This is a genomic window from Nostoc sp. (genome assembly GCF_035638895.1).
Lineage (GTDB): Bacteria > Cyanobacteriota > Cyanobacteriia > Cyanobacteriales > Nostocaceae > Nostoc.
The window spans coordinates 1-14,310 of the sequence record NZ_DASQZC010000276.1 but is presented as its reverse complement, the minus strand read 5'-3'; the positions used below and the strand labels follow the sequence as shown (position 1 = coordinate 14,310).

Annotated in this window: 13 protein-coding genes and 1 other RNA gene; 13 read left to right on the top strand and 1 reads right to left on the bottom strand. The window is 43.3% G+C overall.

Annotated elements, in window-relative coordinates; translation table 11 throughout:
- The 12 genes from VE944_RS13320 to ssrA all read left to right on the top strand — a co-directional run.
- On the top strand, window positions 1–650 hold a 650-nt coding region (locus tag VE944_RS13320), incomplete at its 5' end, for an exopolysaccharide biosynthesis polyprenyl glycosylphosphotransferase (protein WP_324977719.1).
- A gap of 10 nt (window positions 651–660) precedes the next feature.
- Window positions 661–1,674, top strand: a complete 1,014-nt coding sequence (gene galE, locus VE944_RS13315; RefSeq protein ID WP_324977717.1) for a UDP-glucose 4-epimerase GalE — start codon at window positions 661–663, stop codon at window positions 1,672–1,674.
- Window positions 1,675–1,777: 103 nt separating this feature from the next.
- A complete protein-coding gene (locus VE944_RS13310; RefSeq protein WP_324977715.1) occupies window positions 1,778–2,980 on the top strand; it encodes a class I SAM-dependent methyltransferase in 1,203 nt (400 codons plus the stop codon).
- Window positions 2,981–3,506: 526 nt separating this feature from the next.
- Window positions 3,507–3,947, top strand: coding sequence for an ATP synthase subunit I (locus VE944_RS13305; RefSeq protein WP_118167295.1), 441 nt, complete (start codon window positions 3,507–3,509; stop codon window positions 3,945–3,947).
- A gap of 60 nt (window positions 3,948–4,007) precedes the next feature.
- Window positions 4,008–4,769: a F0F1 ATP synthase subunit A gene (gene atpB, locus VE944_RS13300; protein ID WP_181984851.1), complete on the top strand. Its 762-nt coding sequence runs from the start codon at window positions 4,008–4,010 to the stop codon at window positions 4,767–4,769.
- 151 nt (window positions 4,770–4,920) lie between these two features.
- On the top strand, window positions 4,921–5,166 hold the full coding sequence (atpE, locus tag VE944_RS13295) for an ATP synthase F0 subunit C (RefSeq protein WP_251959337.1): 246 nt from the start codon (window positions 4,921–4,923) through the stop codon (window positions 5,164–5,166).
- Window positions 5,167–5,347: 181 nt separating this feature from the next.
- Complete coding sequence (locus VE944_RS13290; RefSeq protein WP_324977708.1) at window positions 5,348–5,779, top strand: F0F1 ATP synthase subunit B'; 432 nt, start codon at window positions 5,348–5,350, stop codon at window positions 5,777–5,779.
- Between the two features lie 193 nt (window positions 5,780–5,972).
- On the top strand, window positions 5,973–6,545 hold the full coding sequence (locus tag VE944_RS13285) for a F0F1 ATP synthase subunit B (RefSeq protein ID WP_324977706.1): 573 nt from the start codon (window positions 5,973–5,975) through the stop codon (window positions 6,543–6,545).
- Window positions 6,542–7,096 carry an ATP synthase F1 subunit delta gene (gene atpH / locus VE944_RS13280; RefSeq protein ID WP_229552611.1) on the top strand — a complete coding sequence of 185 codons (555 nt, stop codon included), beginning with the start codon at window positions 6,542–6,544 and terminating at the stop codon, window positions 7,094–7,096. The genes VE944_RS13285 and atpH overlap by 4 nt, the downstream gene beginning before the upstream one ends.
- A 143-nt stretch (window positions 7,097–7,239) precedes the next feature.
- Window positions 7,240–8,760 (top strand): F0F1 ATP synthase subunit alpha, encoded by a 1,521-nt coding sequence (atpA, locus tag VE944_RS13275; protein WP_324977702.1) that lies wholly within the window; start codon window positions 7,240–7,242, stop codon window positions 8,758–8,760.
- A gap of 96 nt (window positions 8,761–8,856) precedes the next feature.
- The gene (locus VE944_RS13270; RefSeq protein WP_324977701.1) at window positions 8,857–9,804 is read left to right on the top strand and encodes a F0F1 ATP synthase subunit gamma; all 948 of its coding nucleotides are present in this window, start codon (window positions 8,857–8,859) and stop codon (window positions 9,802–9,804) included.
- 259 nt (window positions 9,805–10,063) lie between these two features.
- Window positions 10,064–10,456: a transfer-messenger RNA gene (gene ssrA, locus VE944_RS13265) on the top strand.
- A gap of 700 nt (window positions 10,457–11,156) precedes the next feature.
- Here ssrA and VE944_RS13260 read toward each other — a convergent pair.
- Window positions 11,157–11,612 (bottom strand): helix-turn-helix domain-containing protein, encoded by a 456-nt coding sequence (locus tag VE944_RS13260; RefSeq protein WP_118167290.1) that lies wholly within the window; start codon window positions 11,610–11,612, stop codon window positions 11,157–11,159.
- A 1,148-nt stretch (window positions 11,613–12,760) separates the two neighbouring features.
- Here VE944_RS13260 and VE944_RS13255 point away from each other — a divergent pair.
- The coding region (locus VE944_RS13255; protein ID WP_324977699.1) for a diflavin flavoprotein at window positions 12,761–14,310 on the top strand (1,550 nt) is incomplete at its 3' end.

Genomic DNA, 14,310 nt, shown 5'->3' with positions numbered 1-14,310 from the left:
TACCTTCATCGCTGCTACAAGATAAATGGTTGGCTTTTAGCGATGGTTTTAACCTAATGCCTGGTTACTTCAGTATGAAACTGAAGCGAGTTGTGGATCTGATATTGATCCTCTTTTTACTAGTGTTAGTTGCACCACTTTTGTTGTTGGTTGCATTAGTAATTAGATTAGATAGCCCTGGCCCAGTTTTGTACAGTCAGCAGCGAAGTGGGTTGTACGGTAAACCATTTAGAGTTTACAAATTTCGCTCCATGTATCAGGATGCGGAAAAGTTGGGGGCGCAGTGGGCTAGTCAACGCGATCCACGGATCACCAGAGTTGGATACTGGCTACGTTTGTTGCGTATTGACGAACTACCCCAAATATGGAACGTTTTACAAGGTGAAATGAGTCTGATTGGGCCTCGTCCAGAACGACCAGAATTTGATGTCAAACTCAAAGAGGCCATTCCCTACTATGAAGTACGCTATTTGGTAAAACCGGGAATTACAGGCTGGGCACAGGTTATGTATCCATACGGAGCATCTATAGAAGATGCTTACGAAAAGCTTTCATACGATCTGTATTACATCAAGAATTATTCCATTTGGTTGGATTTAGCGATCGCCTTCAAAACCATTCGAGTTGTTTTGTTAGGTAAAGGTAGATAAGGCAAAAGAAATGAAAAAGAAAATATTGGTAACTGGTGGTGCTGGTTACATTGGCTCCCATGTAGTTCGTCAACTAGGGGAAGCTGGTTATGATGTCGTAGTTTACGACAACTGCTCTACAGGTTCACGAGCATCTGTACTACACGGAAAACTAATTATTGGCGATTTAGTAGACACTGAGCATCTTTATCAAGTTTTTGCCCAGCATAAATTCAGCGCCGTCTTACACTTTGCCGCTAGTCTGATTGTTCCAGAATCATTAGCTCATCCCCTCGACTACTACGCAAACAACACCCGCAACACCTTAAATTTGCTACGTTGTTGTAGCGTTATGGGTGTTAACAAGTTCATTTTTTCCAGCACAGCCGCAGTCTATGGAGAAGTCGAAGAAAATCTCGTTACTGAGTTGAACCCTACACAGCCCATTAATCCTTACGGACGTTCCAAGTTGATGAGTGAGTGGCTGATCCAGGACTATGCAGCAGTATCTTCACTAAACTACGTAATACTACGTTACTTTAATGTAGCAGGTTCTGAACCAAGTGGACTATTGGGGCAAATGTCACCGAATGCCACCCACTTGATTCGGGCTGCTTGTGATGCGGCACTCAAGCGCAAACCAGAAGTACGAATTTTTGGTACTGATTTTCCTACGCCTGATGGAACCGCAGTCCGAGACTATATCCATGTCGAAGATTTGGCTACTGCTCACTTAAATGCTTTGGATTACTTAGAAAAAAGAGGAGAAAGCCAAATTTTCAACTGCGGTTACGGGCAAGGATACAGCGTGCGACAAGTTATTGAAAGAGTCAAGGCTATTTCTGGGGTAGATTTTCCTGTTATTGCCGCACCACGTCGTCGGGGCGATCCTGCCTGTGTTGCAGCTTGTGCTGATAAAATCCGTAGGGTTTTGGGTTGGCAACCGAAGCACAATGATTTAGACGAAATTATCGACACAACCATTACTTGGGAAAAACAGAAGAGTAACTCTGCCTTGCAAAGACATTTAAGTATGGCATCTTGATAATTACCTTAGACTCTGGAATTCACATAGGCGATCGCAATTATTTGTCTACCTGAAGTGTCCACCATTCGCTAAACTCAGAAATGCTGCGTTATTCCTCATCATGTCCGATTCCCAAACCGTTAGTGCTGCTGTTGCCAAACTCTACAATACCTACCCCTTTCCGCCGGAAGCCTTGTTGGATGAACCACCTCCAGGCTACAACTGGCGCTGGAATTGGCTAGCTGCTCATAACTTCTGCACAGGTCAAAAACCCCAAAGGGAAGATATTCGGATTTTAGATGCAGGTTGCGGTACTGGTGTAGGTACAGAGTACTTGGTTCACCTCAATCCTCAAGCTTCGGTTGTGGGAATTGACCTCAGTACTGGTGCTTTAGCTATAGCAAAAGAGCGTTGTCAGCGTTCAGGGGCTACCCGCGTTGAATTTCATCACCTTAGCTTATTTGATGTGGAACAGTTGCCGGGTGAGTTTGATTTAATTAACTGTGTTGGTGTTTTGCATCATACCTCCGATCCAATTCGCGGTATTCAAGCTTTGGCGAAAAAGTTAGCCCCAGGCGGGTTAATGCACATTTTTGTCTATGGAGAGTTAGGACGCTGGGAAATTCAACTGATGCAAAAAGCGATCGCACTTCTTCAAGGTGACAAAAAAGGCGACTACCGCGATGGTGTCCAAGTCGGACGACAAATATTTGCTTCATTACCAGAAAATAACCGACTTGTCAAATACGACAAACAGCGTTGGTCATTAGAAAATCACAAAGATGAAAACTTTGCTGATATGTACGTTCATCCCCAAGAAATTGACTACAACATTGAGACGCTGTTTGAATTAATAGATGCTTCGGGATTGGAGTTTATTGGTTTCTCAAATCCGAGTTTCTGGGATTTAGAGAGACTTTTAGGCAAAGCACCAGAGTTACTAGAACGGGCAAAAGCTTTGAGCGATGCCTGCGGCGGGCAAAGCCAACGCCAGCTTTACCGCCTGATAGAATTACTAGATCCAGAAGTAACTCATTACGAGTTTTTCCTCGGTCGTCCTCCCTTAATCAAGTCCGACTGGTCAGACGATAACGCCCTACTGGCAGCGATTCCCGAACTTAATCCTTGTCTTGAAGGATTTCCCAGCCAATGTTTCTTTAATTACGATTACCAGATTGTTAATTTATCTGTACCAGAGTTTGAATTTATGCAAAAGTGTGATGCTAATTCAACAGTGGCAGATATTTTGGCAGGTGTGCAACTGGGATTGGATGGGGTAAGAACGCTTCTTCAGCAGCAGCTAATTTTATTGACACCTGCTTAATTACACTTCACTTAAATACGAAGTTAAGATATGTCAATTTATACTCGTTGTGACGAGCGATCGCCCATCACTACTTTTGGCAAATTAATGTAAATTAGGAAAGTGCCTAAGAAACAGGGTATTGTACATCCCAAAAGTTGGAGCTTTCTGGAATTCAGCAGTGGTGCGATCTTTAATGACTTACCGCTACTCTACGATTTCTGATTTGCGGTACGTTCATACGCTCCTCAAGCACCAGTTGATTTTATTGACACCAACTTAATTCAAACTTTGGAGGATAATTATTCACTCAAAAAACTGGAATTGGAAGAAATTTTGAATTTTCAGGCAACATTTATTGATTTTCACCCACACGCTCCCTCACATGATCAGCCGCTCTCTCGCTTCTGTGAGCGCGACCTTACTGAAGGTGTAACGTTGCCAAGAAGTTAATTGTTTTTTCCTAAAGTATTGTTACCGGATCGTGATATGATTCAGCTGACTGAATGTGCAGTCATCATATTTAACTGTACTGGTTTCAAGTCCCGTGAGCTTGTCAGACGAATCAATTGCGCCCACTCCGACAACGCAACAAGATGCTAAAACTGGTTCTGGAGACACAGAATCAGGTAACTCCATGCAAGAGTTCCATCAACTCTTCCAGCGATTATTGGTAATCACGCTTGTCTTGACGGGGGTTATTTTTATCTCTGTGTGGATTTTTTATTCCTTAAACATTGCCCTAAATTATTTAATTGGGGCGTGTACAGGTGTGGTTTACTTAAAAATGTTGGCTAGAGACGTTGAGCAGCTTGGTAGTGAGAAAACAAGTTTGAGCAAAACTCGTTTTGCTCTGTTTATTGGAGTGATGATCGTGGCAACTCAATGGCGTGAGCTACAGATTTTGCCCATTTTTTTGGGATTTCTAACTTACAAAGCCACGCTCCTCGTCTATATGGTGCAAATTGCGTTCATTCCTGATTCTTAAAAAGTCAGGCTCACAAAGATAGTAATCCCATCCTCGCTCGTTGGGGAAAATGCTTGAAGAATGCAAATGCTTAGTGTCTTAAACGCCTTTAATTCTTTTCCCCTCGCCGCATTAGAAGTAGGTCATCATTTCTACTGGCAGTTGGGCAATCTTAAAATTCATGGGCAAGTTTTTCTCACCTCATGGTTTGTGATTAGTATTCTAGTAGTGGCTTCAATAGCTGCTACTCGCAACGCACAAAGAATTCCCAAAGGCATCCAGAATTTGATGGAATATGCCTTAGAATTTATTCGTGATTTGGCAAAAAACCAACTTGGTGAGAAAGAGTACCGCCCTTGGGTGCCATTTATTGGCACACTGTTCTTGTTTATTTTCGTATCGAACTGGTCAGGCGCACTAATTCCCTGGAAGCTCATCAGGCTACCTTCGGGCGAATTGGCAGCTCCCACCAATGACATCAATACGACTGTTGCATTGGCATTGCTGACCTCCTTAGCGTACTTTTACGCAGGTTTTAGCAAACGGGGTTTAGGCTACTTTAAGAAATATATAGAGCCAACACCCGTTTTGTTGCCGATCGCAATCCTAGAAGATTTCACCAAGCCCCTCTCCCTAAGCTTCCGTCTATTTGGTAATATTTTGGCGGATGAATTGGTTGTAGCGGTGTTGGTGCTGCTAGTTCCTCTATTTGTACCTCTGCCTGTAATGGCCTTGGGTTTATTTACCAGTGCCATTCAAGCCCTGGTTTTTGCCACCCTAGCCGGAGCATACATTCATGAGGCAATGGAGGGGCATGGCGGAGATGAACATGAGGAGCATTAAACTTCTCAGTTGATAGCACAGTTCCAAGAGCATATTCGCTCAAAACATCGCAAAGCGCGATCGAAAGAACTCATGTGCAGCGTGAAAACCACGTTTCTAATCGTTAACGTAATGTCTGTTAGTTTTGTAATCTAAAGCAAGGAAAATCAACATGGATCCATTAGTTCAGGCTGCTTCAGTTCTCGCTGCTGCTTTAGCGATTGGTTTAGCTGCAATTGGCCCTGGTATTGGTCAAGGTAACGCTGCTGGACAAGCAGTAGAAGGTATTGCTCGTCAACCTGAAGCAGAAGGAAAAATTCGCGGTACTCTGCTATTAACCTTGGCATTCATGGAATCCTTGACTATCTATGGTCTAGTAATTGCCCTGGTATTGCTGTTTGCTAACCCCTTCAGCTAATACCTAAAAATTTTGTGAATGTGGAGTCGTGAACCATCACGCCTCTACAATCAAAATATTTTGGGTATCGTAATATTTCTAATGTTCAGTTGACCCTTGTTGGCTATGGGTCTCTAAAATATGAAAGGTTGGATGACGTTGCTAGCCATGAAAACTGCTACTCCAGCCAAAGAGGAGACAAATGTTTGATTTCGATGCTACCTTGCCCTTCATGGCATTGCAATTCCTGCTACTAGCAGCTTTATTGAATGCAATTTTCTATAAGCCACTGACCAAGGTACTAGACGATCGCGATAGTTATATCCGAACGAATACCCTTGAGGCGCGGGAGAGCTTGGCTAAAGCCGAGCGCTTGGCTACCGAATATGAGCAACAACTCGCAGACGCTCGCAGACAATCGCAAGCTACCTTAGAAGCAGCTCAACTTGAAGCTAAGAAAATTACTGCCGAGAAAATTGCCGAGGCTCAAAAGGAAGCTCAGTCTCAACGAGAACATGCTTCTGTTGAGATAGAACAACAAAAGCAAGAAGCTTTTCGCACCTTAGAGCAACAAGTTGATGCTCTAAGCAGGCAGATTCTAGAAAAACTATTGGGGCCAACTCCAGTTAGATAAGCTAACTAGACTGGCTCTGTGAAAGCATACGCGCAACTGGGCCCTAGTCCAGAGCGCAAAATTTAAGTGTCAAATAAAGGCACTTTTTCCCTTCTGGGGAAAGATACTTAATTTCCTTACAGGGAAAAGATACTTAAACTTCCTTCCCTTGGGAAAAATACAACGTATTAGCAAGCGAGCAGCGCACTTGTAAATGGGTATCATGGGGACATTCTTATTACTTGCCGCAGAAGCGAACGCTGTTCACTCTGAATTGGCAGAAGGCGCAGCAGAAGGTGGTTTCGGTCTAAACCTAGACATTTTTGAAACCAATCTGATCAATCTAGCGATTCTGGTTGGCATACTATTCTACTTCGGACGTAAAGTTTTAAGCAATATCCTGAACGAGCGACAATCCAATATTGCCACCGCAATTCAGGAAGCAGAAGGGCGCTTAAAAGAGGCAAAGACTGCCCTTTCCCAAGCGCAAGAGCAGTTAAAGCAATCTCAGGCAGAGGCAGAACGCATCCGCCAATCGGCCACAGAAAACGCCCAAAAAGCGAAAGAAGCCTTGTTAGCAAAGGCAGGGCAAGACGTAGAACGCTTGAGACAAACAGCAGCAGCAGATTTAAACACCGAAACAGAGCGAGCGATCGCTCAACTACGGCAACGAGTTGCTACACTAGCATTGCAAAAAGTCGAATCGCAACTTAAAGGCGGGATTGCCGACGATGCTCAACAAAGTTTAATTGACCGCAGCATCGCACAACTGGGAGGCAATGTATGACAAGTCAGGTAGCGGCAGCCGAAGTAGCCCAACCTTATGCACAGGCACTTTTGTCAATAGCGCAATCGAAAAATTTGACAGAAGAGTTCGGGGAAGATGCGCGTACTTTCCTAGGACTGCTCAGAGCAGACAAACAGCTACACAACTTCTTCAGCAACCCGTTTATTCAGGCTGAGAACAAAAAAGCTCTCATCAAACAAATACTCGGTGAAGGCTCTAACCCCTACTTACGCAACTTTTTGTTGATACTAGTAGACAAACGCCGCATTGCATTCTTGGAATCTATTTTTCAACAATATCTGGCGCTGTTGCGGCAGCTGAATCAAACCGTATTAGCGGAAGTAATTTCAGCCGTTCCCCTCACAGAAGCTCAACAGCAGGCAATCATCCAAAAAGTCATTGCCATCAGTAATGCTCGCCAGGTAGAACTAGAAAGCAAGGTAGACAGCGAGTTAATTGGTGGTGTGATCATTAAAGTAGGCTCGCAAGTAATTGATGCCAGTATCCGGGGTCAGTTGCGTCGCCTTTCATTGCGCTTAACTAATAGCTAGAAAATTGGGACTGGGGACTGGGGGCTGGGTACTAGGGACTAGGAAAAAGAAATTCTTTCCATTCCTAATCCCCAGTCCCTAATCCCCAGTCCCTAATCCCCAGTACCTTTTACTTCCGTCTCGAAAGCAAACAAGATAGACACATGAGCATATCAATTAGACCTGACGAAATTAGCAGCATTATCCAACAACAAATCGAGCAATACGATCAAGAGGTCAAAGTTGCTAACGTTGGTACTGTCCTACAAGTAGGTGACGGTATTGCCCGGATTTATGGCCTGGAAAAGGCTATGTCTGGGGAACTTTTGGAATTTGAAGATGGTACAATTGGCATCGCCCAGAACTTAGAAGAAGACAACGTGGGCGCGGTGCTGATGGGTGAAGGGCTGGAAATTCAAGAAGGTAGTTCTGTAACCGCTACTGGTAAAATTGCCCAAGTACCCGTAGGAGAAGCCTTAATTGGACGAGTTGTAAACGCTTTGGGTCTTCCCATCGATGGTAAGGGAGACATCAAATCCTCAGAAAGCCGTTTGATTGAATCTCCAGCACCAGGTATCATTGCCCGTCGGTCTGTACACGAACCCATGCAAACGGGTATTACAGCTATTGACTCAATGATTCCTATTGGTCGTGGTCAAAGGGAATTGATTATTGGCGATCGCCAAACCGGCAAAACTGCGATCGCGATCGACACCATCATCAATCAAAAAGAAGAAGATGTAGTTTGTGTCTACGTTGCGATCGGTCAAAAAGCTTCCACAGTTGCTAACGTGGTGCAGACATTGCAAGAAAAAGGCGCGATGGATTACACCGTCGTCGTCTTTGCTAGTGCCAGTGAACCAGCAACCCTACAATACCTAGCTCCTTACACAGGCGCAAGTATTGCTGAGTACTTTATGTATAAGGGTAAAGCTACCCTGATAATTTATGATGACCTCTCCAAGCAAGCCCAAGCTTATCGGCAGATGTCCCTACTGCTGCGTCGTCCACCCGGACGCGAAGCGTACCCTGGAGATGTATTCTACATTCACTCTCGTTTGTTAGAAAGAGCAGCAAAACTGAGCGATGAATTAGGTAAAGGCAGTATGACCGCCCTACCAATTATCGAAACCCAAGCTGGTGACGTATCAGCATACATCCCCACCAATGTAATTTCCATTACCGATGGTCAGATATTCCTATCTTCTGACTTATTCAACGCTGGTATCCGTCCGGCTGTGAACCCAGGTATTTCAGTATCCCGCGTGGGTTCTGCGGCTCAAACCAAGGCAATGAAAAAAGTTGCCGGTAAGATTAAATTGGAACTAGCCCAATTTGACGATCTGCAAGCCTTCGCACAATTTGCTTCTGACTTAGATAAAGCCACTCAAGACCAGTTGGCACGAGGTCAACGGTTGCGCGAACTTCTCAAGCAACCACAAAATTCGCCACTCTCGGTATACGAGCAAGTAGCAATTCTCTACGCTGGTATCAATGGTTACTTAGATGACGTTCCTGTAGATAAAGTTACAACCTTTACCCAAGGTCTGCGGGAGTACTTAAAGACTGGTAAAACCCAGTATGCCGAAGGAGTAAGAGCCTCCAAAGCACTAGGTGATGCAGAAGAAACTGCCTTGAAAGAAGCACTTGCCGAATACAAGAAGACCTTCAAAGCAGCAGCGTAATTAAAGTGAGGAGTGAAGAGTTAAGAGTTAAAAGTTAATGAAATACTCCTAGCTCTTAACTCCTAACTCCTAACTCCTAACTCCTAACTCAAGAATATGCCCAATCTAAAAGCAATACGCGATCGCATTCAGTCGGTCAAAAACACCAAAAAAATCACAGAAGCCATGCGTCTCGTAGCTGCGGCTAGAGTGCGCCGGGCGCAAGAACAAGTGCTAGCGACTCGCCCCTTTGCCGATCGCTTGGCACAAGTATTGTATGGTTTGCAAAGCCGTCTGCGCTTTGAAGAAGCAAACCTGCCACTGCTGAGAAAAAGAGAAGTTAAGTCAGTCGGGCTATTGGTAATTTCAGGCGATCGCGGTCTATGCGGCGGCTACAATAATAACGTTATCCGTCGTGCAGAAAACCGCGCCAAAGAAATCAAGGCAGAAGGTTTAAACTATCAATTTGTGTTAGTCGGACGCAAATCTACACAGTACTTTCAACGCCGAGATCAGCCTATTGATGCTACCTACAGTGGCTTAGAGCAAATTCCCACCGCAGCAGAAGCCAATCAGATTGCCGACCAACTACTTTCCTTGTTCCTTTCGGAAAAAGTTGACCGCATCGAATTAATCTACACCAGATTCCTTTCATTGGTTAGCTCCCGTCCTGTGATACAAACCTTACTGCCCCTCGATCCGCAAGGTCTAGAAGCAGCCGATGATGAAATCTTCCGCTTAACAACCCGTGGCGGTAAATTTGAAGTCGAACGGGAGAAAGTGGCTAGCCAAGTTCGCCCGTTGGCTCCTGACATGATTTTCGAGCAAGATCCAGTTCAGATTCTCGATTCTTTGTTGCCCCTGTATCTGAGTAACCAGCTATTGCGAGCGCTGCAAGAATCGGCCGCTAGTGAACTAGCAGCCCGGATGACAGCCATGAGTAATGCCAGCGAGAATGCCGGTGAACTGATTAACACCCTCACGCTGTCTTACAACAAAGCCCGACAAGCTGCAATTACCCAGGAACTCCTAGAAGTTGTTGGTGGCGCTGAAGCACTAACTTAGGGTATAGCTAATTATTTATTTGTAGTGCCTTGTAATATATAGTCAATTGCTAATTATTTTAAGATTAGCAATTGACTATTTTTAGTATTTGGGACTTTTATCTAGATAACATCACCTTATGTGCCAACTATACTGATGGTCTAGAGCCAACTTCATATAAAGATACCCTGTGTTTCTCAGCAGTACTGGCATAAACCAAAAATTATTGTCAGCAACACATTTCCAAAATTGCGTATTATAATTGAATTATAAAGCGCATGGGTCCGTCACGGTTTCGACAGGTTGGCGAACGCTGCTCTGTGATTCAGGTCGAGAGTGAGTCTCCTCTCGGAAATCAAAGGCTCAAACAAAAAGTAAATGCGAATAACATCGTTAGCTTTGCTCGTAAGCCTGCTCTAGTAGCAGCTGCCTAAAAACCTCTTACAGGTTCGAGCGTCTTTAGTTTGACTCCGTTAAGGACTGAAGACCAACCCCCAACGGATGCTCTAGCAAGCGTTCTCTGGTTGGCTTGCTAGCTAAGATTAAATCAGAGCATCCTACGTTCGGGATAATGAACGATTCCCGCCTTGAGGGTTAGAAAGGCTAAACCTGTGAATGAGCGGGGGGTCAATACCCAATTTGGACAGCAGTTCGACTCTGCTCGGATCCACTAAGAATAACTAACAAGTCCACCAAACAGTTTAATGTTTAGGTGGATTTTGTTTTATAAGAAGAATTCAGAAGTCAGGACTCAGAATTCAGTATGCATTCTGTACGACTCCCTAGCGCAACCTCTTCTCTTTTTAGGCTGCGCCAAGGAGTCCCCGTCCCTTGCTCGTCTAGTAGAAGAGCGTCTAAATAATTAGTTTAAAACCCTACTTCTCTACGAGACGCTACCGTGAACGTCCCCCTACGCGCTTTTGCCCCTAGTGGGCGAAACTAGCATTAAAATTTTTCTTTATTTAGGACTTACCCAAAAAGGCAGTGAAAGCCTTGATTTACCGTAGGGGCAATACCTTGCGGGAAGGCGCTTTGCGTCTATATGAATTGGCCCTGGCCCCAATACGGTTCAGTTAAGAAATTTATCTGTTGAGGCAGGCAGGGGGAGCAGGGGATGCAGAGGAAGCAGGGGGGGAGAATAAAAGCTTATCTGAACCGTATTGGCCCTGTCCCTACATTTCCTACTTGATGCGTAAGTACTATATTAAAACTCTATCCCTTTGTGGGTAGAGTATTCACCAATTCTGTATTCTGACCGGAGGCGGAGCGTCTCCGGCTCCGCTCCTGTTTATTACGCAAAATGTCCCTCTCCAATGGGCGAGAGGGACAGATGTGAATGAAAGTTAGACAGGGAGAGGTTTATCGAACTCAGGTTAATTATTCTGTTCTTGGGGTTGTTTGCGTGCGCTTCCAAACCTCCTTCCTCTTTTTTTAAGTACCCGTCGTAATCTATCTGCGCTCAAGTTTACTTGGCGCTCAGATGCGAGCTTATTTGCTAATTGTTTAGAGTTATAAGTCTGTGACTCTTGAGCTAAACAATTTTCTAGATAAGCCAAGTCTGATTCCGAATATCGGGGTTTTCCTCCTCGACCAGGAGCATCCCACAAACCTGCTAAACCCATCTTTTCCCAGCGATGAAGGGTTTGACGTACTGTTGAAATCGCCCAGTTCAAGCCTTTAGCAATTTGCTCATTTTTTAAGCCACGAGTATTCAGCAGTAAAACTTGAGCACGATCCTTAGTACGTTGAGGAACATCTTTAGCTTTTCTTAACTCTTCTAAAGTCAGCTTTTGTTCGTCAGTTAGAAAGACTTTTAATCGGCATCCCATAAACAATAACCTTTTACACAGTCAATTTTTGCGATTTTTTTATGTCTATTCACGCCTGTACACTTAATTACTTACGTATTTAATAGTACGCTGAAAAGCTGAACTACAAGTATTCAAGGATGTCGGCGTTTAAAAGGCTGCTACGTGAGAAGTATTGCCTTGAGAACACTATCAAAGTTTGCAATTTTTCATCAAGAATGGATTTTTATAAAAAGTTAGGTATATCATAAATGACACCATTAACCTGCATAGGTAAATTTATTAGATAGCTAAAAGCTGTAGCTTTCAGTTATGACAATAAGAATGTATTGGTGTTGTCCTGATTAATGTTTAAAGTCCATGATAAAGGACTGTATCATTAAATTTATTAGATCATTCGTATAGTTAGAGAGATTTATCGAAACTTTAAAAATGATTTTTACGCTAGTTTGCATTTGAATGCCCAGAAAAAGGTATACAAGCTTAGTTTCTTTTTCTCGTACTCGTATCTGGGGACTTGTCTTGGTTATCTCCATAAAAATATTTGTTTTCTGCTCTTTACATAAAGTTTATATTTCCCATGAAGATATTTTAGTTGAGAAAAAATCTATGCGATATCCATTATAAAAAACAGTGCTGACAGATTATTCGATGCAGAGTGAAAACAGAACTTATCTTACTTTTCCTACTTTTCCTACTTTTCCTACTTTTCCTACCTTTCCTACTTGCTAATAGAGGGTTTTAAAAAAGTAACTTTTGATGATCAACATCTAAATATATTCTTTTAATACCTCTATTTTGCAACATATAAATATTTTATACCACAATTAAAAAATATACTTGTAAACGCTGTTATTTCCTTAGTATCCATACGTCATCTCAAAAAAAAGGTTACAATAAAAGTTATGGGTATGTTCTTATTATAATAAAGACGAAAGTTTTTTAATTAGGATAAAATCCAATAAATAGCAAAATTAAATACTCAGTAAAGTCTGAAGAATAAAATAATAATTAGTAGATTTTTTGAGTAATAAATTTTGCTAAAAAACAGCAATAATTGATACAAGTTAAAATTTTCAAAAACTGATATTTATTACAACTTAAACAAAAAATAATAGGGACAATGGAGGCAGAAGAAAAACCTGTTAATTTGCGCTCGGAGACGAATAATGGTAGCGATGTCTACGACCGGCAAGGCCAACGGAGAGAACGTTCAACATCGGCTAACTATACAAACTGTAGAAATTGCCCCTAACACAACAGCGATTCGCTCTCTTGATTGGGATCGCGATCGCTTCGATATCGAATTCGGGCTGCAAAACGGCACAACCTACAATTCATATCTAATTAGGGGTGAACAAACAGTTTTGATCGATACTTCTCACCAGAAGTTTCGCGATCTGTATTTAGAGACTCTAAAAGGTCTTGTTAACCCTAAAACAATTGATTATATAATTGTCAGCCACACAGAGCCAGACCATAGCGGCTTAGTGGAAGATGTTCTTCAATTAGCTCCTAGAGCTACCGTTTTAGCATCAAAAGTTGCACTTCAGTTTTTAGAAGGCTTAGTACACGATCCATTTTCTAAGCGAGTTGTCAAAACTGGCGATCGCATAGATATCGGCAAAGGACACGAAATGGAATTCGTGAGTGCGCCTAACCTGCACTGGCCGGATACAATCTTTAGCTTTGACCGCAAAACCCAAATTCTCTACACCTGTGATGCTTTTGGGATGCATTTTTGTGACGATCGCACCTTTGACGAAGATTTAGAAGCAATCGAAGCTGACTTTAGATTTTATTACGACTGCTTGATGGGCCCTAACGCTCGTTCGCTGCTGAATGCCATGAAGCGGATGGGCGATCTTGGGAAGATTAATATTATCGCCAACGGTCACGGCCCGTTATTATACCACCATTTAGATGTTCTAACTGGGTGCTACGAAAATTGGAGCCAAAAACAAGCTAAAGCAGAAACAACAGTTGGCTTGTTTTTTGTCTCAGATTACGGCTATGGTGAACGCCTTGGTCACGCAATTGCCGAAGGTATATTGAAAACTGGCATTGGCGTAGAAGTACTGGATCTGAGTACTGCTGAGAGCCAAGAAATTCAAGAACTAGCCGGGAGAGCAGCTGGCATTATTATTGGTATGCCCCCAACTACTTCCGCCGCCGCCCAAGCTAGTATCAGTTCGGTGCTAGCTGTCGCCAAGAACAAGCAATTGATTGGGCTGTTTGAATGTTATGGTGGGGATGATGAACCCATTGATACACTCCGCAGACAATTTCTCAACTCTGACATCAAAGAAGCTTTCCCACCCATTCGCATTAAAGAGGTTCCCACCGCATCAACATTCCAGTTGTGTGAAGAAGCGGGTAAAGACATCGGACAATTGCTGGTGCGCGATCGCAACATCAAGCAAATCAAGTCCCTTGATGTCAACATGGAAAAGGCGCTGGGTCGCATTAGTAGTGGACTATATATAGTCACCACGAAAAAAGATAATGCCTCAAGTGCAATGCTGGCATCCTGGGTAACGCAAGCGAGTTTGCAACCCTTAGGATTGACAATTGCCGTTGCGAAAGACCGCGCCATTGATTCCTTAATGCAAATAGGCGATCGCTTCGTCCTCAACGTTTTGGAAGAAGGCAATTATCAAGAACTCAAAAAACACTTTCTCAAGCGCTTGCATCCTGGTGCTGACCGCTTTGCTGGGGT